This is a genomic window from Mycobacterium sp. E1214, assembly GCF_001666755.1.
In the GTDB taxonomy this organism is placed as follows: Bacteria; Actinomycetota; Actinomycetes; order Mycobacteriales; family Mycobacteriaceae; genus Mycobacterium.
Window position 1 is genome coordinate 51219 of sequence record NZ_LZJC01000013.1, and the last position, 26463, is coordinate 77681.

Annotated in this window: 19 protein-coding genes and 1 pseudogene; 12 read left to right on the plus strand and 8 right to left on the minus strand. The window is 71.5% G+C overall.

What is annotated here, in order from left to right:
- Nucleotides 1-36: 36 nt before the first annotated feature.
- On the minus strand, nt 37-1164 hold the full coding sequence (locus tag A5700_RS01190; RefSeq protein WP_068068999.1) for an adenylate cyclase regulatory domain-containing protein: 1128 nt from the start codon (nt 1162-1164) through the stop codon (nt 37-39).
- An 87-nt stretch (nt 1165-1251) separates the two neighbouring features.
- Here A5700_RS01190 and A5700_RS01195 point away from each other — a divergent pair, with 87 nt between their 5' ends.
- Nucleotides 1252-1752, plus strand: coding sequence for a DNA-deoxyinosine glycosylase (locus tag A5700_RS01195; RefSeq protein WP_068068945.1), 501 nt, complete (start codon nt 1252-1254; stop codon nt 1750-1752).
- 115 nt (nt 1753-1867) lie between these two features.
- On the opposite strand, the gene A5700_RS01200 is transcribed toward A5700_RS01195, so the two are convergent.
- A complete protein-coding gene (locus A5700_RS01200) occupies nt 1868-3253 on the minus strand; it encodes an amidase (RefSeq protein ID WP_082966208.1) in 1386 nt (461 codons plus the stop codon).
- Nucleotides 3254-3364: 111 nt separating this feature from the next.
- On the opposite strand from A5700_RS01200, the gene A5700_RS01205 reads away from it, so the two are divergent.
- The 3 genes from A5700_RS01205 (at nt 3365) to A5700_RS01215 (ending at nt 8312) form a co-directional block, all read left to right on the plus strand.
- Nucleotides 3365-3793 carry an HIT family protein gene (locus tag A5700_RS01205; protein ID WP_068068948.1) on the plus strand — a complete coding sequence of 143 codons (429 nt, stop codon included), beginning with the start codon at nt 3365-3367 and terminating at the stop codon, nt 3791-3793.
- 10 nt (nt 3794-3803) lie between these two features.
- Complete coding sequence (locus A5700_RS01210; RefSeq protein ID WP_068068951.1) at nt 3804-4250, plus strand: nitroreductase family deazaflavin-dependent oxidoreductase; 447 nt, start codon at nt 3804-3806, stop codon at nt 4248-4250.
- Nucleotides 4251-4334: 84 nt separating this feature from the next.
- Nucleotides 4335-8312, plus strand: a complete 3978-nt coding sequence (locus tag A5700_RS01215) for a diguanylate cyclase domain-containing protein (RefSeq protein WP_082960431.1) — start codon at nt 4335-4337, stop codon at nt 8310-8312.
- A 4-nt stretch (nt 8313-8316) separates the two neighbouring features.
- Here the strand turns inward: A5700_RS01215 and A5700_RS01220 are convergent, their stop codons facing one another.
- The 3 genes from A5700_RS01220 to A5700_RS01230 are packed head-to-tail and all read right to left on the minus strand — an operon-like array spanning nt 8317 to nt 11359.
- Nucleotides 8317-9348 (minus strand): LLM class flavin-dependent oxidoreductase, encoded by a 1032-nt coding sequence (locus A5700_RS01220; protein ID WP_068068954.1) that lies wholly within the window; start codon nt 9346-9348, stop codon nt 8317-8319.
- A 40-nt stretch (nt 9349-9388) separates the two neighbouring features.
- Nucleotides 9389-10519, minus strand: coding sequence for an FAD-binding protein (locus A5700_RS01225; RefSeq protein WP_068204368.1), 1131 nt, complete (start codon nt 10517-10519; stop codon nt 9389-9391).
- 6 nt (nt 10520-10525) lie between these two features.
- A complete protein-coding gene (locus A5700_RS01230) occupies nt 10526-11359 on the minus strand; it encodes a uracil-DNA glycosylase (RefSeq protein ID WP_068068957.1) in 834 nt (277 codons plus the stop codon).
- 71 nt (nt 11360-11430) lie between these two features.
- Here A5700_RS01230 and A5700_RS01235 point away from each other — a divergent pair, with 71 nt between their 5' ends.
- The 4 genes from A5700_RS01235 to A5700_RS01250 all read left to right on the plus strand — a co-directional run bounded on the left by A5700_RS01235 (nt 11431) and on the right by A5700_RS01250 (nt 15949).
- A complete protein-coding gene (locus tag A5700_RS01235; protein WP_068068960.1) occupies nt 11431-12702 on the plus strand; it encodes an MFS transporter in 1272 nt (423 codons plus the stop codon).
- Nucleotides 12699-14066 (plus strand): FAD-binding oxidoreductase, encoded by a 1368-nt coding sequence (locus tag A5700_RS01240; protein ID WP_068068963.1) that lies wholly within the window; start codon nt 12699-12701, stop codon nt 14064-14066. The genes A5700_RS01235 and A5700_RS01240 overlap by 4 nt, the downstream gene beginning before the upstream one ends.
- A gap of 63 nt (nt 14067-14129) precedes the next feature.
- Nucleotides 14130-15371, plus strand: a complete 1242-nt coding sequence (locus A5700_RS01245; RefSeq protein WP_197504134.1) for a cytochrome P450 — start codon at nt 14130-14132, stop codon at nt 15369-15371.
- Complete coding sequence (locus tag A5700_RS01250) at nt 15371-15949, plus strand: TetR/AcrR family transcriptional regulator (RefSeq protein ID WP_068068969.1); 579 nt, start codon at nt 15371-15373, stop codon at nt 15947-15949. Before A5700_RS01245 ends, A5700_RS01250 begins: the two co-directional genes overlap by 1 nt.
- Before the next feature lie 12 nt (nt 15950-15961).
- Here A5700_RS01250 and A5700_RS01255 read toward each other — a convergent pair whose 3' ends face one another.
- Nucleotides 15962-17113 (minus strand): acyltransferase, encoded by a 1152-nt coding sequence (locus tag A5700_RS01255; RefSeq protein WP_068068971.1) that lies wholly within the window; start codon nt 17111-17113, stop codon nt 15962-15964.
- Entirely contained in the window at nt 17110-18825 is a 1716-nt protein-coding gene (locus A5700_RS01260) for a DEAD/DEAH box helicase (protein ID WP_068068974.1), read from the minus strand. Before A5700_RS01260 ends, A5700_RS01255 begins: the two co-directional genes overlap by 4 nt.
- Before the next feature lie 154 nt (nt 18826-18979).
- On the opposite strand from A5700_RS01260, the gene A5700_RS01265 reads away from it, so the two are divergent.
- Nucleotides 18980-19573: an LppP/LprE family lipoprotein gene (locus A5700_RS01265; protein WP_068068977.1), complete on the plus strand. Its 594-nt coding sequence runs from the start codon at nt 18980-18982 to the stop codon at nt 19571-19573.
- A gap of 57 nt (nt 19574-19630) precedes the next feature.
- Nucleotides 19631-23038: a TM0106 family RecB-like putative nuclease gene (locus A5700_RS01270; protein ID WP_068204374.1), complete on the plus strand. Its 3408-nt coding sequence runs from the start codon at nt 19631-19633 to the stop codon at nt 23036-23038.
- A gap of 7 nt (nt 23039-23045) precedes the next feature.
- On the opposite strand, the gene A5700_RS01275 is transcribed toward A5700_RS01270, so the two are convergent.
- Nucleotides 23046-25007: an MFS transporter gene (locus A5700_RS01275; protein ID WP_082966209.1), complete on the minus strand. Its 1962-nt coding sequence runs from the start codon at nt 25005-25007 to the stop codon at nt 23046-23048.
- A gap of 224 nt (nt 25008-25231) precedes the next feature.
- Here A5700_RS01275 and A5700_RS01280 point away from each other — a divergent pair, with 224 nt between their 5' ends.
- Both A5700_RS01280 and A5700_RS26455 read left to right on the plus strand, forming a co-directional pair.
- Entirely contained in the window at nt 25232-26014 is a 783-nt protein-coding gene (locus tag A5700_RS01280) for a hypothetical protein (RefSeq protein ID WP_068069606.1), read from the plus strand.
- A gap of 180 nt (nt 26015-26194) precedes the next feature.
- A pseudogene (locus A5700_RS26455) lies at nt 26195-26401 on the plus strand (hypothetical protein); the annotation flags it as partial.
- Nucleotides 26402-26463: the final 62 nt, after the last annotated feature.

The window sequence follows — 26463 nt, forward strand, 5'->3', positions numbered from 1 at the left end:
ACGGAGTCAGACGCCCCAGAGTCGCCCGGGCCTGCCCTATGCGCCGCGGCGGATCCGGAACAGTTTGGTTTCGGTCTTGATGCCCTTGAGGCGGCGGGCGCCGGCGAATGACCCCTCGAATTGTCCACTGTCACAGACGATATCCCACACCGAGTCCGCGACCAGCACCGTGCCGGGGCGCGCGACGCCGGTGACGCGGCTGGCTACGTTGACCGGGCTGCCGAACCAATCGCCGGCACGGCTGACCGCCATGCCGGCCGCGGCTCCGGCGCGCAGTCGCGGGAAGTCGTTATCGCCGTCGACAGTGTCGACAAGCTTCACGAGGACGTCGAGAAGCGGCAGCGGCTCGGGGCACACGAGCATCACCGCGTCGCCGATGGTCTTAATGAAGCGCACCGGCGGGACGGTGATGTCCCGGGCCAGGGCGGCCAGCCGATTGGCCAGGTGGCCCAGCTCTTCCGGCGACACCGCCTCCCCGATCCTGGTAAAGCCGACGAGATCCGCGAAGCCGACGGTGACCTGCCGCGCTCCCGGCAACGGCTTGCCGGCCGCGCGCTCGGCCGCGTTGACCGCCTCGGTTTCCATGGTGTGCCGCAGCTGCATGAACAGCATCTGCTCGATCATCGGGCCGAGCAGCGGAGCGATCTCGCCGACCAACGCCTTGGACGCCTTGGCGATCTCCAGCTCGCTCGCGCCCGGGCGCATGATCGCCGCGAGCGCCGTATACCGCATGACTTCGGCGGTGCGCGACAACCCTTCGGCGAGCACCCGAACCACGAGCAGCAACTGGTCGGGGTCGAGCCCCAACTCGACGAAGCGCTGGATGAAGGCGGCCGCCTCCCCGTCGGCGCGCATGTGGACGGCGGCGTCGGGGTCGTCGACCCGGGCCAGACCGATAGCGCGCTGGACCTTTTGCAGCAGCGCCAGATCGACGCCGTGGGTCTCGCTGATCTCGCGGGCGGATACGTACGTGCCGTCATCACCGATGAGGTGGCGGGTGGCCAGCAACAGCGGCGGATTGGTCGATTTGATCTCGTCGGCCGAGACGCCCTGCTCGAGCAGCCACCGCGCGAGCTCGGCCCGTTCCGTGCGTGCGGCGTCGTCGAGCCCCTCGAGCAAGTCTTCGATATCCCGGTCGCCACCGTCCACGTCGTCAACGTACAGCGCGGGCCGCGACGGCACGCGCTGGCGCGCGCCGCTCAGGACAGGCGATGATCCAGGCGATGAGACGGAAGCGATGAGACGGAAGCGATGACCCCACCACTGGCGTTCGGTTTTCCGCCCGTCATCGATCGGGGCGCCTCGATGCTGATCCTGGGTTCTTTCCCCAGCGCGCAATCCCTGGCTACAGGTCAGTACTACGCCAACCCGCGCAACGCCTTCTGGCCCATCACCGGTCGACTCTTCGGCTTCGACCCGGCCTCGCCGTATGCGGCGCGACTGAGCGCACTGCGCGCCCACGGCGTGGCCCTGTGGGATGTACTGCACGCCTGCCGGCGCGCCGGCAGCGCGGACGCGGCGATCAAACGAGAAGGGTTGCAAGCCAACGACTTCGCTGAGCTGTTCGCCAGCTACCCGGCCATCGACCGCGTGTATTTCAACGGCGCCAAGGCCGAGCAGCTCTACCGCAGGCACGCGGTGGTCTCCGAACGGGTCCGTTATACACGGCTGCCGTCCACCAGCCCGGCGCACGCTGTGCGGCCGGGCGCCAAGCTGGCGGCGTGGGGCGCGGCGATCGCGAGCGCGGCGTAGCCGCGCGAAGCGGGTCGCCGCCCACCCGCGAGCCGATCGCGAGCGCGGCGTAGCCGGGCGAAGCGGGTCGCCGCCCACCCGCGAGCCGATCGCGAGCGCGGCGTAGCCGGGCGTCTTAGGACACCGGGGGCCGCCGATGCGCCCACGGCCGGGCATCTTCGATCTGCGCGGCCAGCGACAGCAACGTCGCCTCGTCGTAGGGCCGGCCGACCAGCTGGACCGACAGCGGCAGGCCGCGCCGGTCGAAATCCCACGGCACCACCGCGGCGGGCTGGCCCGTAAGGTTCCAAATCTGTTGGTACGGAACGGCTTGGCCGACCAGCAGCAAGGTAGACACCGCGCCGCGGTGCTGGTAGGCGCCGATGCGTGAGGGCCCCGTCGCGGTGCCCGGCGTGACGACGACGTCGACGTCGTCGAAGATGGCCTGGACTCGTGAGCTCACCGCGGCCTCGGCGGCCCTGATCGCCGCCATCCGGGCGTCGGAGAAGAACGAACCCAGGCGGGCCATGGAGCGGGTGCGCCGTTCCAGGCGCTCGGGGTGGGGCAACGCGTCGGCGTCGTCGTAGATGCCGCGCAGGTAGCGGGGCAGGAAGTTGGCCGGGATCGCGGCCGCCGGATAGTCGGGGTCGGCGGCGACGACGTCGTGGCCGAGGTCGGTCAGCAGCGCGCCGGCCTGCTCGACCGCGGCCAGCTCGGCCCGTCCGACGCGCACCGGTAGCGGCGTCGGGGCTTTGGTGCTCAGGGCAATTCGCAATCGGCCGGGGCGGCGCGCCGCCGCCGCGGCGAACTCCCCTTCCGGGCCCGGCACCGTGGAGGTGGCGTCGAGGAACATGGCGGCGTCGCGCACCGAACGGGCGATCGGGCCGTTGACGCTCAACCCGTACCACGCGTCGTCGCGTGGCTCGAGGGACACCCGGTCGCGTTGCGGTTTCACGCCGAACAGGCCGCACCAGGTCGACGGGATGCGAATCGAGCCACCCCCGTCGGAGCCCAGCGCCAGCGGGGCCAGCCCCGCGGCCACGGCGGACGCGCTGCCCCCGCTGCTGCCACCCGGCGTGCGCCGCGGGTCCCAGGGATTGCGGGTCGCCCCATACGTCAGCGACTCCGTGTACGGCATCATCATCAGCTCGGGCACGTTGGTCTTGCCGAGAATGACGGCGCCCGCCGCGCGCAGCCGGCGGACGACCTCGGCGTCCGAGGTCGCGGCCGGCCCGTGTCCGCCGCTGCCGTACGTCGTCACCTCGCCTTCGACGTCGACGTCGTCCTTGATCGCGACCGGCACGCCCAGCAACGGCAGCCGTTCCCCCGCGTCCAGACGGTCCTGGGCCACCGCGGCCTCGTAGCGGGCCGTGTCGGCCAGCACCACCCGGTAACAGCGCAACTGGCTGTCCAACCGCGCGATCCGCTCCAGGTAGACCTCGAGCAACTCAGGCGCGGTCAGCTCGCCGTCGGCCAGCATGCGCGCCTGTTCCGCCGCCCCGGCAAAGGCGAGATCGTCCACTGCCGCAGCGTATCCCGCCCCCGACGACGGATTGCCGCCGAGGGGACGCCCGCCATGGCCCGGTGCGCCGAGGTGACAGCGGGGCCGGCACCGGCCAGTACCGTGGGCCGCATGTCTTGCGTGTTCTGTGCGATCGTCGCCGGCCAGGCTCCCGCCATCCGGATCTCCGAGGACGACGACTACCTGGCCATCCTCGACATCCGGCCGTTCACCCGCGGCCATACGCTGGTGATCCCCAAGCAGCACAGCGTCGACCTCACCGACACCGCGCCCGAAACGTTGGCCGGGATGGTCACGCTGGGCCAGCGGATCGCGCGGGCCGCGCGTGCGACGGAGCTGGCCGACGCCACCAACATCGCCATCAACGACGGCAGCGCCGCCTTCCAAACGGTGTTCCACATCCACCTGCACGTGCTGCCCCGCCGCAACGGCGACAAGCTGTCGGTGGCCAAGGGGCTGGTGCTGCGCCGCGATCCCGACCGCGACGCTACCGGCCAGATCCTGCGGGACGCCTTGGCCCGCATCGACGCGAACCAGTAATACTGGGGTCATGGCGTTCCCGTCCTGGGTCGAGCGGAGGTTGTTGCCGCGCATACTGCGGGTGCACGACGTTGTCTACCGCAACACCCGCGGCTGGATCGGGCACCGCACGCTGCCGACGCCCAGCCTGCTGCTGCACACCGTCGGCGCCAAGACCGGCAAGCCCCGAACCACCTCGCTGAGCTACGCCCGTGACGGCGACGACTACCTCGTCGTCGCGTCCAAAGGCGGCGACCCGCGCGCGCCCGGCTGGTACCACAACCTACGGAACAACCCGGACGTCGAGATCAACGTCGGGCCGCGGCGCTTCGGCGTCACCGCCCGCCCGGTGCTGCCCGACGACCCGGACTACCCGCGGCTCTGGCAACTCGTCAACGACAACAACGAGGACCGCTACACCGCGTACCAGAAAAGGACGTCGCGGCCCATTCCCGTCGTGGTCCTCGCGCCGCGCTGACGTTTGCCCAGCCCGGGGGTTTATTCTCCTTGGGCGCGCGTGAACTCTTGTTCTCTGCACGACGCGGGATCGGCTGGAGCGGCTATGAAACGCTGGACGGGAAACCCGTTTCTGCGGTTCGGGCTGTCCCGTCGCGTCGGCGGCCTGCTCACCGGCGGCTTCGCTCTCGCGGGAGCTCTGGTGGTGGTTTCGTCGCAGGCCGGGTGGGAAGGCGCCGCCGCCACCCGGCCGGTAGACGAGATCGTGATAGCGCTGTGCCTGCTGGCCGGCGCGGCCTGCTCCGGCTACGCCGCGCGCACGTCGGTGCGGCGGCACCGGTTCGGCTGGCTGGCGATGGTGACGGCCCTGCTGGGCTGGGCGGCCGGCGAGGTGATCTGGGCCGTCTACGACGTGCGCCCGGAGTTGGCGCACGCCACGCACCCGGCGGCCCCCGAAGTGGTGATGCTGGCCTGGCCGTTCGGCGCCATGGGGGCGATGGTGCTGCTGTCGCACGTGTCCCGACGCAGCCCGCGGCGGTTGTGGCTGGACGGGCTCATCGTGGCGACGTCGCTGTTCGTGATCTCCTGGGTGTTCGTCCTGGACCGTCAGCTGCACGCGGACAACGACTCGCTGCTGACGACGCTGCCGGAGATCTTCAACGACGTCGTGCTGTTGACCACCGCGATCCTGATGCTGGCGCGGGGCCGCCCCAGCGACCTGCCCAGTCGGCGGCTGTTGGCCGGTGGGGTCGCCACGATCAGCGTCGCCGACATGGCCGGGGTGTTCCGCACCGGCATCGGCAGCTACCACCTGAGCGACCTGCTCGACGTGGGTCGGGTGGCGGGGTTGGGCCTGATCACGCTGGCCGCGCTGGCCAGCGTCAAGGCGACGCCGCTGCCGGGGTCGCGTAACGAGGAGGTCCTGTCGCGCACCCGGCTGTGGCTGCCGTATCTGCCGCTGGTGATCGCCGCGGCGGTGGGGCTGGGCCACGCGGTCGGACTGATGGCGCACGGGCCCCTGCTCGTCGCGCTGGGCGTCCTCGTCGCCGCGGTGCTGGCCCGGCAGTTCGTCGTCCTCATGGAGAACCAGAGCCTGCTGTCGGAGGTCGCGCGCGAGGCCTTCCGCGACAGCCTGACCGGCCTGGCCAACAGGGCCTATTTTCTGCACCGGCTGGAACAGGCCGTCGCCCGCGGGTGCCACGACGCGGCCCCCATCGCGGTGCTGTGCCTCGACCTCGACAACTTCAAGTCGGTCAACGACCAGATGGGGCATCCCGCCGGTGACGAACTGCTCGTGCGGGTCGCCGCCCGGCTGACGGCGGCCCTGGGCGACGAGAGCGTGACGGCCCGCCTCGGCGGCGACGAATTCGCCGTGCTGCTCGACGGCTCCGTCGAGGACGCCCAGGCGGCGGCGGACCGGGTGCTCGAGGCCTTCGACGCCGCGATCGTCATCGACGGCGTTCCCCTCCAGGCCCGGCCCAGCATCGGTTTCACGGTCGCCACCGGCGACTCGGCGTGCAGCGTCGAACAGCTGCTCCGGCACGCCGACGTCGCGATGTACACCGCCAAACGCGAGGGTGGCCACTGCGTGCGCAGCTTCGTGTCGGATCTGCCCCTGGCGTACTCGGTTCCGCAATCCGGCGACGCACCCGGATCCGCCTTTCGGCCCAGCCCGGCCGCGCTGGCCCTCGAGGCCGCCGCGGGCGCCGGCACCGTCGGCGCGTTCGGCACCGAGACGACGGTGGGCCCGGCGTTGCGGCCCGTCGCCGCCATCGCCACGGCGCGGGCCGACCCGCCGCGCGCGGAGTCGACCGACGGCGCGCCGTGGCCGCCGCTGCTGATCCGAATCCTGTTGGCGCTGTTAGCTGTTGGCGTCGCCGCGTTCACCGTCATCAGCGTCGGCTACCGCAACGCCGGCCACGGTGGCTCGTTCGGCGAAGTGCTCTACACCGCGCTCAACGCGCTCGCCGCGGGGTTGCTCGCGGGTCGGGCATGGCGGGTGCGGGCCGACCGCCTGGCCTGGTCACTGATCGCGGCCGGCATGGCCTTCTCGGCCCTCGGCGACTTCGTGTACGCGCAGTGGGTGCCCGACGGCCAATCCCCCTCGGTCGCCGACCCGTGCTACCTGGCGTTCTACCCGTTCGCCTACGCTGGGATCCTGCTGCTCATGCGGACCCGGCTGTGGCGGGTGCCGGCGTCGGTGCGCCTGGACTCGCTGGTCTGCGGGCTGGCCGTGGCCGCGGCGGCCGCGGCGCTGCGCGCCGGCCCCATGCGCGGCGCCGCTGCCCGGCTGCCGGACACCGTGCTGGTGGGGCTGGTGTACCCGTGGGGGGATCTGGTGCTGCTGGCGCTGGCCGCCGGCATGCTGCCCATCCTGGGCCGGCGCAAGGAGCTGCGGTGGGTGTTGCTGGCCGCCGGGCTGATCGGATTCGCGGTCGCGGACACGGTGTACCTGTTCCAGACCTCGGCGGGCTCGTATCGGGCCGGCACCTCGCTCGACGTGCTGTGGCCGGCGTCGTCGTGGCTGGTGGCCATGGCCGGCTGGGCGCGCTGGTCGTCGGCGGCCCCACTTCCGCGGCGCGGCCTGGCCTCCTATGGGGTGCCGGTGGCCTGCACCGTGCTGGCTCTGGGCGTGACGGTGCTGGGGCATGATTCCCGGCTGGCGTCGACCCTCGCCGCGCTGAGCCTGGTGGCCGTGGCCGCACGCTTCTCCGTGACCTTCCGCGACGTCAGCATGGTGGCCGACCGTCACAAGCGGGCCATGACCGACGAGTTGACGGACCTGCCGAACCGGCGGTCGCTGGCGACCGCCCTGACCGCACTGTCCGGTACCGCGCCGGCGGAATCGGCCGCGGTCCGGACGTCGGCGCGGCGGGCGCTGCTGCTGGTGAACGTTCCCGAGATCCACGACATTGCCGACACGCTGGGTCGCCACTTCGGCGACGAGCTGGCATGGCACGTCGCGAATCGGCTGGCGCGCAGCGTGCGCCGCGACGACCTGCTCGCCCGGGTCAGCGACGACGAGTTCGCGATCCTGCTCGCCGAGGGGGCCGATCTGATCGCCGCCCGCGCCCGCGCCGGCCAGCTCCTGGCCGCCCTCGTCGACACCGTCCCGCTCGGCGCGCAGAGCGCGCAGACCCACGCCCGCATCGGCATCGCGTTGTACCCCGATCACTGCGACCACCCGCAGGAACTGCTCACCCGCGCCGAGGCGGCCCTGGCGCACGCCAAGTCCGGCATCAGCAACATCACCGTGTACGAGCCGGCCTTCGAGATGTACCGCGAGGACGACCCCAACCTGGTCGGCGAGCTGCGCGCCGCCCTCTTCGACGACGACCAGCTCACGGTGTACTACCAACCCAAGGTGAACGCGAGCGACGGCAGCGTGCACAGCGTCGAGGCGCTGCTGCGCTGGCAGCACCCGGTGCGGGGGCTGCTGCTGCCGGAGGAGTTCCTGCCCGCCGCCGAACGCGCCGGGATGATGCGCACGGTGGCCAACCGCACCATCAACCTGGCGCTCGAGCAGATCCGCAGCCTGCGCGACGACGGTATCGCCCTGGCCGTCGCGGTCAACCTGTCGACGACCAACCTGCTCGACCTGAACCTGGCCGTCACCATCGAGCGGCTGCTGCGCAGCCACGACCTGCCGCCCGACGCGCTGATTGTCGAGATCACCGAGAGCGCGCTCGTCGACTCGCCGCGGTCCCGCGACACCGTCGCCGCGCTGCAGCTGCTGGGGGTCCGCATCTCGGTGGACGACTACGGCACCGGCTGGTCGTCGCTGGCCCGCCTGCAGGACGTGTCGGTGGACGAGCTCAAGCTCGACAAGATCTTCGTGTCGCGGCTGGCCCACGATCCCCGATCGGTGGCCATCGTGCGCAACACGGTGGCGCTGGCGCAGAGCCTGGGCGCCGACCTGGTGGCCGAGGGCGTCGAGGACGAGGTCACGCTGACCGCGCTGCGCCGCTACGGCTGCACCATCACCCAGGGCTTCGTGCACAGCCCGCCGCTGCCGGCCGACGAGTTACGGCGGTGGATCACCGGGCACGCGCCCACGTCGATCGACCGCAGCCGTCAGGCGTGAGCGCTCAGAACAGCTCTTTGGCCAGCAACTCCAGGGTGGCCACCCTTGCGGGCGCGGTCGCCGCGGGCGTGCCGCGGCGGGCCGACGCGACCGGGTGCACCATCACCTCGTCGACACCGAACCGCTTCGCCAGCGCGGTGACCTGCTCGGCCGCCTCGGCGGGCGTGCCCACGACGGCGCGGCGCAGCCCGCTCTCGACGATCCGCTGCTGCTGTTCGGTCAGCTGCGCGACACGCGCCTCCTCGACCAGCGGCAACGGCCCGAGCGGCTGCCCGGTGCGCAGCTTCGCCATCACCTGCATGTTGGGCAGGATCAACTCGACTGCCTCGTCCCGCGTTTCGGCGACCGCGGCGTTGACCGTCAGGAAGGTCAGCGGCTCGCCGGTCAGCTCGCTGGGGACGAACCGGGAGCGGTAGAGCTCGAGCGCCTCCTCGGTGCCCTGGCCCGAGAAGTGGTGGGCGAACACATACGGCAGACCCTTGGCGGCGGCCAGCTGCGCCGAGTACATCGACGACCCCAACAGCCACAGCCGCGGCTCCGTGGTGGCCGCCGGTGTGGCCTTGAGCGTGTAGTCGCCCGAGCGCAGCGGGACCCGCACGCCGCGGGCGCTCATCAGCGCGGCCACGTCGTCGAGGTACTCGGGGAAGTTCTCGATATCGCGATGGCCGTCGCCGCCACGCAACGCGTACGACGTCACCGGGTCCGAGCCCGGCGCCCGGCCGATACCCAGGTCGATGCGGCCCGGGGCGGCGGCCTCGAGCAGCGCGAACTGCTCGGCCACCGCCAGCGGCGCGTGGTTGGGCAGCATCACGCCGCCCGACCCGAGGCGCAGCTGCGACGTGTGTGCGATTAGGTAGGCGATGACGACCGGCGGGCTGGTGGCACCCACGGACGGCATGTTGTGGTGCTCGGCCACCCAGTAACGCGTGAAGCCCAACCGGTCGGCGGTCTGCGCCAGCTCGACGGTGGCCGCGAGCGCGTCACCGGTGCTCTGGTCGGCGCGCACCGGAACGAGGTCAAGGACGGAAAGACGCACGTTCGCCTCAACGCCGGGGGCTCCGCGAACGTTCCCCGGGTCAGTAGTCCTTCAGGGCGATCGAGGTCACGATGCGGTCGAAGACCTCCTGCGGGATCGGTGCGCCGCCCGGAATGTTGTCCACGACCAGCCATTGGTTGCGCTTGACGTAATCGTTGAACTCGCGGTGATAGTTGGCGAAGCCGAGCTCGTGATCGACCACCCCGTCCGTCGTGGCCGCCTTGAGCTCGCCGGCCAGCACGTAGCCGCCGAGCAGCGCGACGCTGGTGCCCTGGCCCGACAGGGGCGAGCAGCAGTACCCGGCGTCCCCGACCAGGGCCACCCTGCCCCGCGACCAACGGTCCATCTTGATCTGCGCCATCTCGTCGAAGTAGAAGTCGGGCGCAGTGCGCATGTACTCCAGCAATTGGGGGCGCACCCAGCCGTCGCCGGCCATCCGTCGTTCCAGTTCGGCGAATTGCGCCTGGGTGTCGCGGTAATCGATCCGCAGGTCGGCGTCCATGAAGCCCACCATGGCCCGGGCCTCGGTGTTGTTGCGCGCGCTGTAGACACCGGCCATGGTGGCGTCGCCGTAGTGCCAGCGCTGCCAGTAGTCCAGGTCGAGGAAGTTGGGCACCGTGAAGATCGCCGCGTGCGTGCCCAGCCGCTCGAGGAACTGTTCCTCTGGCCCGAAGACCAGGCGGCGCACGGTCGAGTGCAGCCCGTCGGCGCCGATGACCAGGTCGAAATCGCGTGCGGGCGAACGCTCGAACGTCACCCGGACCGTCTCGCCGGCGTCGTCCAGCGCGGTGATGGTGTCGTCGAAGAGGTACTCGGTGGTCCATTGGCTTGCGCCGTAGAGCAATTCGACCAGATCGTCGCGCAGCAACTCGATGTCGGGGCTGTCGATCCGGCCGCCGGTGGGCGTCGACTCGGTGTCGGAGGACAGTTCGTTGCCGTCGCGGTCGACCACCGACGAGCCCCGAATCTGCGTCTTGCGTTTCTGGGCGGCCGCCAGCAGGCCCATGCGCTCGAGCACCTCCAGCGCCGGGCCGCGCACGTCGATCGCCTGACCACCGGGCCGCGGGCCCCGATAGCGCTCCACCACGGTGACCGAATGACCGTGCCGCCCAAGCCAAAACGCCGTCGTCGCACCCGCCACGCTGGCGCCCGAAATCAGAATCTCAGCCATGAGCGCTCACTTGATCCCTGCCAACCTCTTTGCCTCGCGGAAAACGTCGTCGAGCATCGCTGGTGTCATCCTACCGGTGAACATGTTTTGCTGGCTCGGGTGGTAGCAGCCCACGAGCCGTACCGTGGGCGTGAGATTCGCCACGGTCCCATGCCCGAAGCGGGGTTTGCCCCCCGGCGGGGGCGGCTCGGCGGGCAGCCGCAGTGCGAGCTGCCAGGCGAAGCCGCCCAGCGCCACCACGACGCGGACGTCGCCGCGGACCAGCCGCCATTCGGCATCCAGCCACGGCCAGCAGGTGTCGCGCTCCGCCGGGGTCGGGGCGTTAGCGGGGGGCGCGCACCGCACCGGCGCGACGATCCGAATCCCATTGGCGCGCAACCCGTCCGCCGCGTCGACACTGGTCGGCTGGTTGACCAGCCCGGCCCGGTGCAGCGCCGCGTACAGCTGGTCGCCGGAGCGGTCGCCGGTGAACATCCGGCCCGTGCGGTTGGCGCCGTGCGCGGCCGGCGCGAGCCCGACGATCAGCAGCCGCGGCCGCGGCGACCCGAAGCTGGGCACCGGCCTTCCCCAGTACGGCTCGGCGGCGAAGGCGCGGCGTTTGGCCACCGCCACCTCCTCGCGCCAGGAGACCAGCCGCGGGCACGCCCGGCAGACGCTGACCAGGGCGTCGAGCTCCGGGACCGAGGCGGCGTTGTCCGCCAGCGAGACGACCTGGGCGGCGTTGGCCGCCGCCGCGGTCTGCGGGGTGGCCGGATCCCCCGGCCAGCCGGAGCCGGCGGGCACCGGGGAATCGAACGGTCGACCGGTACGGGGGTGGACGAGCACATGAACATCCTGCAGGCCGCGGGCCAGGCGCGTGAAATCCGCGCGCCCGCCCGTCGACGGGCGATTAGATTCTCACCGCGAGACCCATGAGCCAGACGAGCCGCGGCCCGGCATCCCTCATCCTGTTCGCCACCCTGCTGGCCACGACGGCCACCGGCATCTCGATCGTCGCCTTTCCGTGGCTGGCCCTGCAGCACCACGGCAGCGCGGCCGACGCCTCCCTCGTGGCCGCCGCCATGACGCTGCCGCTGGTGCTGTCCACGCTGGTGGCCGGGACGGCGGTCGACTTCTTCGGGCGCCGCCCGGTGTCCCTGGTGTGCGACGCGCTGTCCGGGGTGGCGGTGGCGAGCGTGCCGCTGCTCGCCTGGTCGTTCGGCGCCGGCGCCCTCGACGTCGGCGGGCTGGCGGTGCTGGCCTTCCTCTCGGCCGCGTTCGATCCCGCCGGGACGACGGCGCGCCAGTCGATGTTGCCGGAGGCAGCGGCCCGGGCCGGCTGGTCGCTGGACCGCACCAACAGCGTCTACGAGGCCATCCTGAACCTGGCCTACATCTGCGGTCCGGGCCTGGGCGGACTGATGATCGCCACGGTCGGCGGCGTCGACACCATGTGGGTGACGGCGGCCTGTTTCGGGTTGTCGTGGGTGGCGATCGCCGCATTGCGGCTCGAGGGCGCCGGCAGGCCGCACCACGCGAGCCGGCCCGACGGCCTGGTGTCCGGGGTCGCCGAGGGCCTCCGTTTCGTGTGGCGGCTGCGGGTGCTGCGCACCTTGGCGCTCATCGACCTGGCCGTGACCGCCCTATACCTGCCCATGGAGAGCGTGCTGTTCCCGAAGTACTTCAGCGACCGTCACCAGCCCGCGCAGCTGGGTTGGGCGTTGATGGCGCTGGGGGTCGGTGGTGTGGCGGGCGCGCTGGGTTACGCGGTGCTGTCGGCGCGGCTGCGGCGGCGCACGGCCGTGCTGACCGCGACGCTGACGTTCGGCGCCGCGACCGCCGGCGTGGCGTTCCTGCCGCCGTTGCCGGTGATCCTGGTGCTGTGCGGGGTGACGGGCCTGGTTTACGGCCCCATCCAGCCGATCTACAACTACGTGATGCAGACCCGGGCGCCGCACCGGCTGCGCGGCCGGGTGGTCGGGGTGATGACGGGCCTGATGTACGCGGCCGGCCCGCTGGGGTTGCTGGTGGCCGGCCCGCTGGCCGACGCGGCCGGGCTGCGGGTGACGTTCCTGGCCCTCGCCGTGCCGATATTGGTGATCGGGTGCGTCGCCTGCGGCCTGCCGTCGCTGCGCGAACTGGATACGACCTTGCCGATTTCTGAGAGCCCCGCACCCGGGAACGGGCCTACTATCGGGCCGTGAGCACCGACGCCCTCGCCAGCCTGATCGACGATCTGCCCGAGGGGATGGTGGTCACCGATCCGGCCGTCACCGAGGGTTACCGCCAGGACCGCGCATTCGACCCGTCGGCGGGCAAGCCGCTGGCCGTGGTGCGGCCGCGGCGGACCGAAGAGGTGCAGACCGTGCTGCGCTGGGCCACCGCCCACCGGGTGCCGGTGGTGACCCGCGGGGCCGGCAGTGGGCTGTCGGGCGGGGCAACCGCCCTCGACGACGGCATCGTGTTGTCGACGGAGAAGATGCGCGACATCGCCGTCGACCCGGTGACTCGCACGGCCGTGTGTCAGCCCGGCCTGCTCAACGCCGAGGTGAAGAAGGCCGTCGCAGAGTACGGGCTGTGGTACCCGCCGGACCCGTCGTCGTACGAGATCTGCAGCATCGGCGGCAACATTGCCACCAATGCCGGCGGCCTGTGTTGCGTGAAGTACGGCGTGACCACCGACTACGTGCTGGGCATGCAGGTGGTGCTGGCCGACGGCACCGCCGTGCGGCTCGGGGGCGCCCGGCTCAAGGACGTCGCAGGGTTGTCGCTGACCAAGCTGTTCGTCGGCAGCGAGGGCACGCTGGGCGTCGTCACCGAGGTGACGCTGCGCCTGGTGCCCAAGCAGAACGCGTCGAGCATCGTGGTGGCCACCTTCGCCTCGGTCGAGACGGCCGTCGAGGCGGTGCTCGGCGTGACCGCCCGGCTGCGCCCGTCGATGCTGGAGTTCATGGACGCGGTGGCGATCAACGCGGTCGAGGACTCGCTGCGCATGGACTTGGACCGCGGCGCGGCGGCCATGCTGGTGGCCGGGTCCGACGAGCGCGGCCGCGCCGGCAGCGAGGACGCCGAGATCATGTCGGCGGTGTTCGCCGAGATCGGTGCCACGGATGTCTTCTTGACCGACGACCCGGACGAGGGTGAGGCGTTCGTCGCCGCCCGCCGGTTCTGCATCCCCGCCGTCGAGGCCAAGGGCTCGCTGCTGCTCGAGGACGTCGGGGTGCCGCTGCCGGCCCTGGGCGATTTGGTGACCGGCATCGCGCGCATCGCCGCCGAGCGGGAGCTGATGATCTCGGTGATCGCGCACGCTGGTGACGGCAACACGCACCCGCTGATCGTCTACGACCCCGCCGACCCCGCGATGACCGAGCGGGCGCATCTGGCGTTCGGGGAGGTCATGGACCTCGCCGTCGGGCTGGGCGGCACGATCACCGGCGAGCACGGCGTCGGGCGGTTGAAGCGGCCGTGGCTGGCCGGCTACCTGGGCCCCGAGGTGATGGACCTCAATCACCGCATCAAGCGGGCGCTGGATCCGGAGGGCATTCTCAACCCCGGCGCGGGGATCTGACTTTCCCGCGTTCCACGGCCGCCGGGCGTTGACATATCGCCATTGCTGTCGTACGAATGAGACATGACTGCCGTTATGTCTCATAGCGCGCCCGCCACGTTCGAACTGGCCACCGCCGAGACGTGGCCGAATCCCTGGCCCATGTACCGGGCGTTGCGCGACGACGATCCCGTGCACCACGTGGTGCCGCGCAACCGCCCGGACCACGACTACTACGTCCTGTCCCGGCACGCCGACGTCTGGTCGGCGGCGCGCGACCACGAGACGTTCTCCTCCGCCCAAGGGCTCACCGTGAACTACGGCGACATCGCAATGATCGGGCTGCAGGACAATCCGCCGTTCGTCATGCAGGACCCGCCGGTGCACACGGAGTTTCGCAAGTTGGTGTCACGCGGGTTCACGCCGCGCCAAGTCGAGGCCGTCGAGCCCACGGTGCGCGACTTCGTCGTCGACCGCATCGAGAAGCTCCGCGCCGCGGGGGGCGGTGACATCGTCGCCGAACTGTTCAAGCCGTTGCCCTCGATGGTGGTCGCGCATTACCTCGGCGTGCCCGAGGAAGACCGCGCGCAGTTCGACGGCTGGACCGACGCGATCGTCGCCGCCAACACCGCCGAGGGCGGCGTCGCCGGCGCTTTGGAGACGGTCGGCGACGCGGTGGGGTCGATGATGGCCTACTTCACCCGGCTCATCGAGCGGCGCCGCACCGACCCCGAGGACGACACGATCTCGCACCTGGTGGCGGCCGGCGTCGGCGCCGACGGCGACGTCGCCGGCACCCTGTCGGTGCTGGCCTTCACCTTCACCATGGTCACCGGGGGCAACGACACCACCACCGGCATGCTCGGCGGTTCGATGCCGCTGCTGCAGCAGCGGCCAGACCAGCGGCGGCGCCTGATCGAGGATCCGAGCCTGATCCCCGCCGCGGTCGAGGAACTGCTGCGGCTGACCTGCCCGGTCCAAGGGCTGGCCCGCACGACCACCCGTGACGTTGAGGTCGCCGGGGTCACCATCCCGGCCGGCCGCAAGGCGTTGCTGCTGTACGGCTCGGCCAACCGCGACGAGCGTCAATACGGTTCGGACGCCGGCGAACTCGACGTGACCCGCAACCCGCGCAACATCATGACCTTCAGTCACGGCGCCCACCATTGCCTGGGCGCGGCGGCCGCCCGGATGCAGTCGCGGGTGGCGCTGCGCGAGTTGCTGGCCCGCTGCCCGGACTTCGAGGTCGACGAATCGGGGATCGTCTGGTCGGGCGGCAGTTACGTGCGGCGCCCGTTGTCGGTGCCGATTCGGGTGCGCGCCTGATGCCGACCGATTGGCTGGGACCCAGCCGCAGCGAGGCCGCGGTGGACCGCATCCTCGACGCGGCCGAACGGCTCTACACCGAGCGTGACCAGGACTCCATCGGAATGAACGAGATCGCCAGGGCCGCAGGGTGTTCGCGCGCCACCCTGTACCGCTACTTCGAGAACCGCGAGGCGCTCCGCACCGCCTACGTGCACCGCGAGGCCCGCCGGCTGGGCCGCGCGATCCGCCAGCACATCGACGGCATCGACGACCCGCGCGAGCGCCTGGTCGCCAGCATTGCGGCCACGCTGCAGCTGGTGCGCAGCAGCCCGGCCCTGGCGGCCTGGTTCGCCACCACCCGACCGCCCCTCGGCGGCGAGCTGGCCGGTCAGTCCGAGGTGATCACCGCGCTGGCCGCCGCGTTCGTCAGCTCGCTGGGCCTGGAGGACGCCGCCGTGGTGGAACGACGCGCGCGCTGGGTGGTGCGGGTGATCACCTCGCTGTTGCTGTTCCCCGGGCGCGACGACGCGGAGGAGCGGGCGATGCTGGAGGAGTTCGTGGTGCCTGTCGTGACACCGCTGAGCAGCCGCCGCTAGGCGGGCGCCCCGTCAGTCGCGGACGCGCGTGAAGCGGTGCAACAGCCAGGCCGGCGGGATCGTCAGCACCAGGGTGGCGACATACAGGTGCAGCATCGAGCCCGTGTACACCCGCGCGCCCACCACGTAGTCCATGGCGAATTCCATGGTGATCAAGTGGATCAGAAAGATTTCGTAGGAGATCTCGCCGAGCCACAGCATCGGGCGGCTGGCCAACAGCCGCGAGTACCAGCCCTGACTACTGCTAGCGCCCCCCAGCGCCAGGGGCGTCACCGCGAGCGCGGCGATGACGGTGTAGAAGACGGTCTTGTAGAGCGCCTCGCTCAGCGTGGCCGGGGACGTGGTCGGCGCGCCGGCGATGGGCGTCGAGACGATGAAGTAGCAGATGACGGCCAGCGGGATCGCCACGAACGCGTAGGCGCGCACCCCCATCTGCTGCAGCACGGTCAGCGCCATGCCGGCGAGAAACCAGGCCAGGTAGGTCGGCAGCCACAGCCGCGCGCCGTCGGGGAACCAGTGATCGGTGTGCACCAGCACCAGCCACCCGGGGCTGATCAACGCGAGGCCCGCCAGCGCGGCCAACGCCAGCTTCGGTTGCCACCGCCGTCGGCAGATGACCGCCAGCAGCAGGTAGGCCAGCAGCGGCAGCACCACGTAGAACGAACCCTCGACCGCCAGGCTCCACATCTGAGTCAGCCCCTGGTGCAGGTACTTGCCCAGGTAGCCGTTGCAGTAGATCTGCGTCAGCGTCAAGTTGCGCGCCAACCCCAGCCAGCTGTGCCCGGGATTGGGTCCCGCCTCGCGGAAGTGGTAGAGCACATAGGCGAACAGCACGGTGATGACGTAGGCCGGCATGATGCGCCGAACCCGGTGCCACGCATAGCGACTCAGCGACGGCGGCGGTCCCCCGGTGGCGGCCGACTTCACCCACGGCCGGAACAGCAGGTACCCGGAGAGCACGAAGAAGATGGGCACCCCGATCTCCATGCGGGCGCCGACCAGGCCCCAGTAGCCATGCGTGTACTTGCCGGTGGTGTACGCCGCGTGGGTGCCGACCACCAGCAGCGCGGCGACCGCGCGGATGCCGGTCAGCGACGCGACCCGGTCGACGCGCGAGGTCTGCTCCAGGCCGCCCTGGGCGTCCTGTTCTTCCGACAGCGTCATCCGTCGTGTCTTTTGCGTGGCTTGCCGCTGCGCGGTCGGTCGGCCTTGCCGCCACCACCGGATGACCGGTCCGGCCGCAGGTCGATCAGCACACCCGAAATCCGAGTCTGCTCAAGCTTTTTCAGCGTCGATCCCGGTAGTTTGGCCGGCAACTCGACGAGGGAGAAGTCCGGGCCGATGGCGATGTGCCCGAAGTCGCTGCGGTGCAAGCCGCCCTCGTTGGCGATGGCGCCGACGATGGCGCCCGGGCCGATCTTGTGCCGCTTGCCCACCGAGATGCGGTACGTGGCGAACGGGCGGGTGCTGCGCGGCTTGCCCGCGCGCTCGCGGCGCTCGTCGCGGCCGCGCTCCTCGCGGCGGCGCTCCGGCGGCGGTTCGGGCGCCATGAGAAACGCCTCACCGTCGCGGGACTGCAGCGCAAGCGCCGCGGCGATCTCGGCCATCGGGACGTTGTGTTCGCGCTCGTAATCCTCGACCAGCTTGCGGAACAACTCGATCCCCGGGGCGCCCAGCGCGGCGGTGATGGAGTCGGCGAACTTGGCCACCCGCTGCGCGTTGACGTCCTCGACGGTGGGCAGCTCGGATTCGGTGAGCGTTTGCCGCGTGGCCTTCTCGATCGCCTTGAGCAGGTGGCGTTCCCGCGGCGAGACGAACAACAGCGCGGTGCCGGACCGGCCCGCCCTGCCGGTGCGCCCGATGCGGTGCACGTAGGACTCGGTGTCGTGCGGGATGTCGTAGTTGAGCACGTGCGAGATGCGCTCGACGTCCAGGCCGCGGGCGGCCACGTCGGTGGCGACGAGGATGTCGATGCTGCCGTCCTTGAGGGCGGCGACGGTCCGCTCGCGCTGCGCTTGGGCGATGTCACCGTTGATCGCGGCGGCGGAAAACCCTCGGGCGCGCAGCTTTTCGGCCACCTCCTCGGTGGCCTGCTTGGTGCGGACGAACACGATCATCGCCTCGAAGGGCTCGACCTCGAGCACCCGGGTGAGCGCGTCCATCTTGCGCGGCCCCGCCACCTGAATGTAGCGCTGCGAAATGTTCTCGGCCGTAGCCGTTTTCGCCTTCGACGTGATCTCGACGGGGTCGTGCAGGTATTTGGACGTGAGTTTGCGGATCGCCGGCGGCATGGTCGCCGAGAAGAGGGCGACCTGTTTGTATTCGGGTGTCTCGGCGAGGATGCGGTCGACCTCTTCGGTGAAGCCCATCGTGAGCATCTCGTCGGCCTCGTCGAGCACCAGGTAGTCGACGTGCGACAGGTCCAGCGTGCCGCGTTCCAGGTGGTCGATGACGCGGCCCGGCGTGCCGACGACGACCTGGGCGCCACGCCTGAGGCCGGCCAGCTGCACGCTGTAGGACGAGCCGCCGTAGATCGGCAGCACGTTGATCTTCAGGTGCGCGCCGTAGCGGCTGAACGCCTCGGCCACCTGCAACGCCAGCTCACGGGTGGGCGCCAGCACCAACGCCTGGGTCGCGAAGCTGTTGACGTCGATCTTGGACAAGATTGGTATCGCGAACGCGGCGGTCTTGCCGGTGCCGGTCTGGGCCAGCCCGACGACGTCGGAGCCGGCCATGAGCGCCGGGATGGTGGCGGCCTGGATGCCGGTGGGCGACTCGTAGCCGACGTCGGCGATCGCCCGCAGGACTGCGGGGTGGATCTGCAGGTCGGCGAATGTCGTCGAGGCAGCCTCGGGCGAGCTGTCCGGGTGGGTCATCGCCCAGGAGTTTAGTGGTGACCGCGAGCGCAGCACAGCTGGGCGAAGCGGGTCACCACCATCGAGCCCCGCGGTGACCGCGAGCGCAGCACAGCTGGGCGAAGCGGTCGGCACAGCGCGGGCTTGTCGCGGTCGCGCGGACGCAGCCGGTACGGTGCCTGACGTGTGGTCGCTAGCTCGTGCCGAGCCGTTGACCGGCTCGGCCGCAGTCGCATTGATCGCTTTGACCGTGACCGGCTGCGGGTCCGGGGACTCGACGGTCGCCAAGACGCCGCAGGCGACCACCTCCGAGACGGCGTCGATCACCGCACCGGCCGCCTCGGCCGCCCCGCCGGCCGGCCCCCCGCCCAACGCCGCGCCAGCCGATCCGTGCGCGGTCAACCTCGCCTCCCCCACCATCGCGAAGGTGGTCTCGGAGCTGCCGCGCGACCCGCGCAGCCAGCAACCGTGGAACCCCGAACCCCTGGCCGGCAACTACAACCAGTGCGCCCAGTTGTCCGCGGTGATCATCAAGGCGAACACCAACGCGATCAACCCGACCACCCGGGCCGTGCTGTTCCACCTCGGGCAGTTCATCCCCCAGGGGGTGCCCGACACCTACGGCTTCAACGGCATCGACGCGGCGCAGACCACCGGTGACACGGTGGCGCTGACCTACCCCAGCGCCATCACCAACCTGAGCACCGACGTGAAGTTTCACTGGAACGGCAACGGCGTCGAGCTGATCGGCAACACCCCCGGCCGCTGAGCCCGCCGCGGATCCGGCAGCACCGCGCTGTCGGATGCCTGACCTACAGTGGCTCAAGTGTTCGTGACCGGCGACAGCGTCCTCTACAGCGCGTCGGACCTCGCCGCGGCCGCTCGCTGCGAGTTCGCGCTGCTGCGGGACTTCGACGCCAAACTCGGCCGCGCACCCGCCGTCGCGGTGGAGGACGACCTGCTCGTTCGCACCGCCACCCTGGGCGACCACCACGAGCGCCGCGAGCTCGCGCGGCTGCGCGACGAGTTCGGCGACGGGGTCGCGACCATCGGCCGCCCGGCCTACACACCGGCCGGGCTGGCGGCGGCCGCCGCGGCCACCCGGCGCGCCGTCGCCGCGCGCGCCCCGGTGGTGTACCAGGCCGCCATGTTCGACGGCCGCTTCCTCGGATTCGCCGACTTCCTGCTGCGCGACGGCGAGCACTACCGCGTCGTCGACACGAAGCTGGCCCGCTCGGCCAAGGTCGCCGCGCTGCTGCAGCTGGCGGCCTACGCCGACGCGCTCGCCGCCGAGGGTGTTCCGGTGGCGCCGGAGGCCGAGCTGCGGCTGGGCGACGGGACGTCGGTGCGGTACCGCACCTGCGACCTGGTCCCGGTCTACCGCGCCCAGCGCGCCCGGCTGCAACGGCTGCTCGACGACCACCTGGCGGGCGGCGCCGCCGTGCGCTGGGCGGACGACGGGGTGGGCGCCTGTTTCCGCTGCCCGGTGTGCACCGAGGAATTGCGCGCGACCGACGACCTGCTGTTGGTCGCCGGGATGCGCGTGGGCCAGCGGGACAAGCTGATCGACGCGGGCGTCACCACGCTGGCCGAGCTCGCCGAACACCGCGCGCCCGTTCCCGGTCTGGCCCCGGCCGCGGTCGGCAAGCTGCAGACTCAGGCCGCACTGCAGGCGCGGCAACGCTCGACGGGTGTTCCGCAGTACGAGATCGTCGATCCCCAGCCGTTGACCCTGCTGCCCGAGCCGGACGCGGGCGACCTGTTCTTCGACTTCGAGGGCGACCCGCTGTGGACGCCCGACGGCCGGCATTGGGGCCTGGAATATCTTTTCGGCGTGCTGGAGGCTGGGCCCGCGGGCAAATTCCGGCCGCTGTGGGCGCACGACCGCGTCGACGAACGCAAGGCTCTCACCGACTTCCTGGCGCTAGTGGCCAAGCGCCGAAAACGCCGGCCGCACATGCACATCTACCACTACGCGCCCTACGAGAAGAGCGCACTGCTGCGCCTCGCCGGGCGCTACGGCGTCGGCGAGGACGAGGTCGACGAGTTGCTGCGCAGCGGCACCCTGGTCGACCTCTATCCGTTGGTGCGCAAGAGCATTCGCGTGGGCGCCGACTCGTTCAGCCTCAAGGCGCTCGAGCCGCTCTACATGGGATCACAGCTGCGCGCCGGGGACGTCACGACGGCCACGGGATCGATCACCTCCTACGCGCGGTACTGCGAGCTGCGCGCCGACGGCCGGCGCGAGGAGGCCGCGTCGGTGCTCAAGGAGATCGAGGACTACAACCACTACGACTGCCGCTCGACCCAAGAGCTGCGCAACTGGCTGATGTTGCGCGCGTACGAATCCGGCGTGCTGCCCGTCGGCGCACAACCGGTCAGCGACGGCAACACCGTCGAGGACCGTGACGGGCTGGCGATGACGCTCGCGGCGTTCGGTGGCGCCGCCGGCCTGGGCGACCGCACCCCCGAGCAGACGGCCGTGGCGTTGCTGGGTGCGGCGCGCGGCTATCACCGCCGCGAGGACAAGCCGTTCTGGTGGGCGCATTTCGACCGCCTGAACTTTCCCGTCGACGAATGGGCCGACGACACCGACGTATTCGTCGCCGAGCACGCGTCGGTCGCGCACGATTGGCACACGCCGCCCCGGGCGCGCAAACCGCAGCGGCGGGTGCGCCTGCGCGGCGGGCTGGCCCGCGGCGACCTGACCAAGGACGTGTTCGCGCTGTACGAACCGCCCGCGCCGGCAGGGATGAGCGACAACCCCGACCGCCGCGCCGCGGGGCGCGCGACGGTGATCGAGGCCGACGATCCGGCGGTGCCCTCCGAGGTGGTGATCGTGGAGCGCGTCGGCGCCGACGGCGACACGTTCGACCAGCTTCCGTTCGCGCTGGCCCCCGGCCCACCGATCGCCACCACGGCGCTGCGCCAATCGATCGAGGTCACCGCGGCCGAGGTCGCCGAGGCGCTGCCGGGGCTGCCCGCGACGGCCGTCGTCGACATCCTGCTGCGCCGCGCTCCCCGCACCCGCAGCGGCGGCGCGCTGCCGCACGCCGCCGACGCCGTCACCGACATCACCGCGGCGTTGCTCGACCTGGACGCGTCCTACCTGGCCGTGCACGGGCCGCCCGGCACCGGCAAGACGCACACCGCCGCCCGGGTCATCGGCGAGCTGGTCACGCGCCACCGGTGGCGGGTGGGCGTGGTGGCACAGTCGCACGCCACGGTCGAGAACGTGCTGTCGTGCGTCATCGACGCCGGCCTGGATCCCCAGCGCGTCGGCAAGAAGCGCCACGACCGCGGCACACCGCCCTGGCGGGAGCTCGACGGCGGCTCCTACGCCGCCTTCATCGCCGACACCGCGGGTTGCGTGATCGGCGGCACGGCCTGGGACTTCGCCAACGCCAACCGGGTGCCGCCGGGCAGTCTGGATCTGCTGGTGATCGACGAGGCGGGCCAGTTCTGCCTGGCCAACACCATCGCCGTGGCCCCGGCGGCCGCGAACCTGCTGCTGTTGGGCGACCCCCAGCAGTTGCCCCAGGTCAGCCAGGGCACCCATCCCGAGCCGGTGGACACCTCGGCGCTGGAGTGGCTGGTCGACGGGCAGCGCACGCTGCCCGACACGCGCGGATACTTCCTGGACCGCTCCTACCGCATGCATCCCGACGTGTGCGCGGCGGTATCCAGGTTGTCCTACGAGGGCCGGCTGCGGTCCCATGAGTGCACGGCGGCTCGGCGCCTGGACGGGTGCCGCCCCGGCGTCCGCGTCCACGCCGTGCCGCATCACGGCAATTCGACGGAAAGCCCGCAGGAGGCCGACGCGATCGCCACCGAGATCGGCCGGCTGCTGGGCGCTTCCTGGACCGACGAGCACGGCACCCGGCCGCTGACCGCGGCCGACGTGCTGGTGCTGGCGCCCTACAACGCGCAGGTCGCGCTGCTGCGACGGCGACTGGCCGCGGCCGGCCTGGGCGACGTGCGGGTCGGCACGGTCGACAAGTTCCAGGGCGGCCAGGCGCCCGTCGTGTTCATCTCGATGACCGTCTCGTCGATGGACGTGGTGCCGCGCGGGATTTCGTTCCTGCTCAACAGGAATCGGCTCAACGTGGCGGTCAGCAGGGCGCAGTACGCGGCGGTGGTCGTGCGGTCCCCCGCGCTGACCGACTATCTGCCCGCCACGCCGGCCGGCCTGATCGACCTGGGGGCGTTCCTCGCGCTCACCGCGGGGGCTTGACCTCGGCCTAGAGCCCGGTGGGGCGGCGGGGATCGTCGTCGGGGTCGCTGCGGCGTGGGCCGTTCGGCGGGGGCGGGCCCGGCCGGCCGCCGCGCGAGTCGGCGCGCAGCCCCGCGACCGGGCGGAACCGCCGTTGGCTATCGGCGTGGAAGCCGTTGCGCCCCAACGCGTTCGGCCGCGACGTGGGCGCGGGATCGGCGGCCACGCGGCGGCGCGCGTCGGCCGGGTCGGCGTGCGGGGCGACGCGGTGCCGTCGCGGCGGCACGGGCACCCGGCCCGAGCGGGGTGGCTCGCCGCGGGGCACCGGCCCGGCGTCGCGGGCCGGTGCGTCGTAGGCGTCGCGCAGCAACACCAGCTCGACGTACTCGTCGTCGTCGTAGTCGTCGTCGACGACGTCATCCTCGGCCGCCCAGCGGTCGGCGCCGGCGCGCGCACCGAAACCGCGGGCGGCGAACCCGACCACGAAGAGGGCCGCGATGATCCCGAACAGCGCGACGAAGGCCGGGAGCCGCACCGACTGCGCCATCGCGGCGGCGAACGGCTCGCGCAGGAACTCGGGCAGTTGCAGGGCCGCGGCGGCGTCGCCGCCCTCGTCCGACGCCTGGGGCGGCATCTCCACCCCGATCCGGTAGGTCATGAACGCGGCCATGCCGGCGCTGCCGAGCACGGCGCCGAGCTGGCGGACGGCGTTGTACACGGCCGAGCTGGCGCCGGCCAGTTCCGGCGGCTGGTTGCGGGTCGCGGTCGCGGTGAGCGGCGACCACACGAACGCCATCCCGACGCCGACGACGCCGAACGGCAGGACCAGCCGCCAGATCGGCGTGTCGGGGGCCATCTCGAACGACAGCCACGTCAACCCGATCGCCAGCACCGAGAAGCCGAAGCCCAGGACCGGGCGCGGGTGGTAGCGGTCGACGATGCGGCCCACCAGCGGCGCCAGCACGCCGTTGGCGATCGCCATGGGCGCGATCAGCAGCGCCGAGCGGGTCGGCGAGAGCCCACACACGTCCTGCGCGTAGAAGGTCACCGGCAGCATCATGGCGGTGGCCGCGAAGGAGGTGATGGCGACGCCGGCGTTGCACAGGCTGAAATCGCGGTCGGCGAAGATCCGCAGCGGGATCAGCGGTTCGTGGGTGTTGACCGACTGCCAGTAGACGAACGCCGTCATGAACCCCACGCCGGCGACGATCATCGCCCAAATCCACGGCTCCCAGCGCGCGGCCTGGCCCTGCTGGAGGCCGAACACAATCAGGAACATCCCCAGGCCCGACAGGCCCACGCCGAGCACGTCGAATCGGTGCGCCTGGGTGGGCAGCACCGGCACCAGCCACAGCGCCAGCGCCAGGCCGACGATGCCGACCGGCACGTTGACGAAGAAGATCCACTGCCAGCCCAGCCCATCGACCAGCACGCCCCCGACCAGCGGGCCCACCAGGCTGGCCGCGCCCGCGGTCGCGCCCCACAGGCTGACCGCCACGCCGCGCCGCTCGGGCGGGAAGATCCTGGTGATGGTGGACAGCGTCTGCGGGGTGAGCACCCCGGCCCCGACGCCCTGCGCGACCCGGGCGGCGATGAGCAGCGCCGCGCTGCCCGACAGACCGCACCACACCGAAGAGACGGTGAACAGCACCAGCCCGATCAGGTAGAGGTTCTTCGGGCCGAATCGGTCGCCCAGGCGTCCCGCCACCAGCAGCACCACCGCGTATCCCAGCAGATAGGCGCTGGTCACCCAGACGACGGTGTCGTAGCCGATGCGCAGGTTGGTCATGATCGTCGGGTTCGCGATCGCGACGATGGTCGAGTCGACCATGATCATGAAGAACCCGATCATCAGCGCCCACAGCGCGTTCCAGGGGTTCTGCGAGCGCGGCGGGCTGTGCGTCAACAGCCCCACCAGCGCGGCGAGCCGCGGCGGAAGCGTGCCCGCGCGGGGCGGGCCCCCGGGCCCGCGGGGCGTCACCGCGGCCATGTGACCCACCTCGTTTCCGCTTCGACGCTGCCGTCCGGCCAGGTCACCCCGGACCGGCACAGAGATTAAGCCTGCATTATTCAGGGTCCGGCAAGTCTTGAGGCAGCGGTGGGCACCAGACGGGGTAGACAGGGAAGGACAGTGGGGCCGGGTTGGCCGTGCTCGGTCGGCGTCCCCGGCCGGCGCGTTAGCCTGGAGAAACGCCATCACGCAGGAGAGACGATATGTGGGCCCGACGAAAAAGGTCTTCAGACCGCTTCCCCACGTCCAACGCGGAGTCCGACGCGGACCGCGCGGCGGCCAACGGGCGGCCGAAGATGTCCGCGCGCGCGTTGGCGCAGGTCATCGAGCGCAGCTCGCGCATCCAGGGGCCCGCCGCCGAGGCGTACGTGACGCGGCTGCGTAACGCCGACCCCGACGCCACCCCGGCGCAGATCCTGACCAAGCTGCAGAAGCGCTACGTCGCCATCGTCACGGCGGGCGGCGTCGCGGTGGGGGCGACCGCGACCATCCCGGGGGTCGGCACGCTGAGCGCGCTGTCGGCCGCGGCGGCCGAGACAGTGACGTTCCTGGAGGCCACCGCATTCTTTGTGCTGGCCGTCGCGGTCGTGCACGGAATCCCCGCCGAGCACCACGAGCGGCGCCGCGCCCTGCTGCTGGCCGTGCTGGTGGGCGACAACGGCAAGCAGGCGGTCTCCGACCTGCTCGGGCCGGGCCGCACCAGCGGTGGCTGGGTGTCCGAGAGCGTGGCCGCCCTCCCCCTGTCGTCGATGTCGAGCCTGAACTCCCGGCTGCTCAAGTCGTGGGTACGCCGCTACACGGTGCGCCGCAGCGCGCTGCTGTTCGGCAAGCTGCTGCCGGTGGGCATCGGGGTGGTGGTGGGCGCCGTCGGGAACTACCTCGCCGGCAAAAGGATCATCCGCAACGCAAATCGGGCGTTCGGTGGCCCGCCCGCGCGGTGGCCGCGCGCGCTGCACCTGGTGCCCCCGGCGCACGAAGCCGGGTAGCGCCGCCCGCCGGCGCCTTTCGCCCTCTGCCTGGCGAATTAGCGGCGAGAGGTTAGCCTTTATAGGGCGGGAACGTCGCGGATCGCCACGACCGCGAGGCGCGTCCCGCCAGCCGGGGACGACAACGTGGCAGGCGCCCGATGCGCTTGCGAGACAGAGGAATTGAGGCGAACAGCGGTCGTGAGCAACATAAGTTCACCATTCGGGCAGAACGAGTGGCTGGTCGAGGAGATGTACCGCAAGTTCCGCGACGACCCCTCCTCGGTCGATCCGAGCTGGCACGAGTTCCTGGTCGACTACAACCCCGAGCCAACCAGCGAACAGGTCGCCAGCGCCCCGGCGCAGAACGCGGCGCCCGCCCGGCCCGCCACGGGCAACGGCGCCGCCGCCGGCTGCGGCGGGGCGGGTGTGGTGGCCTGAGGCGGGGCGGCTTGCGGCGGGGCGGGTGG

Coding starts and splice junctions, on each gene's coding strand:
- A5700_RS01195 (WP_068068945.1), top strand. CDS start 1,252: ATGACCCCACCACTGGCGTTCGGTTTTCCGCCCGTCATCGATCGGGGC.
- A5700_RS01205 (WP_068068948.1), top strand. CDS start 3,365: ATGTCTTGCGTGTTCTGTGCGATCGTCGCCGGCCAGGCTCCCGCCATC.
- A5700_RS01210 (WP_068068951.1), top strand. CDS start 3,804: ATGGCGTTCCCGTCCTGGGTCGAGCGGAGGTTGTTGCCGCGCATACTG.
- A5700_RS01215 (WP_082960431.1), top strand. CDS start 4,335: ATGAAACGCTGGACGGGAAACCCGTTTCTGCGGTTCGGGCTGTCCCGT.
- A5700_RS01225 (WP_068204368.1), bottom strand. CDS start 10,519: ATGGCTGAGATTCTGATTTCGGGCGCCAGCGTGGCGGGTGCGACGACG.
- A5700_RS01235 (WP_068068960.1), top strand. CDS start 11,431: ATGAGCCAGACGAGCCGCGGCCCGGCATCCCTCATCCTGTTCGCCACC.
- A5700_RS01245 (WP_197504134.1), top strand. CDS start 14,130: ATGACTGCCGTTATGTCTCATAGCGCGCCCGCCACGTTCGAACTGGCC.
- A5700_RS01250 (WP_068068969.1), top strand. CDS start 15,371: ATGCCGACCGATTGGCTGGGACCCAGCCGCAGCGAGGCCGCGGTGGAC.
- A5700_RS01255 (WP_068068971.1), bottom strand. CDS start 17,113: ATGACGCTGTCGGAAGAACAGGACGCCCAGGGCGGCCTGGAGCAGACC.
- A5700_RS01260 (WP_068068974.1), bottom strand. CDS start 18,825: ATGACCCACCCGGACAGCTCGCCCGAGGCTGCCTCGACGACATTCGCC.
- A5700_RS01275 (WP_082966209.1), bottom strand. CDS start 25,007: ATGGCCGCGGTGACGCCCCGCGGGCCCGGGGGCCCGCCCCGCGCGGGC.
- A5700_RS01280 (WP_068069606.1), top strand. CDS start 25,232: ATGTGGGCCCGACGAAAAAGGTCTTCAGACCGCTTCCCCACGTCCAAC.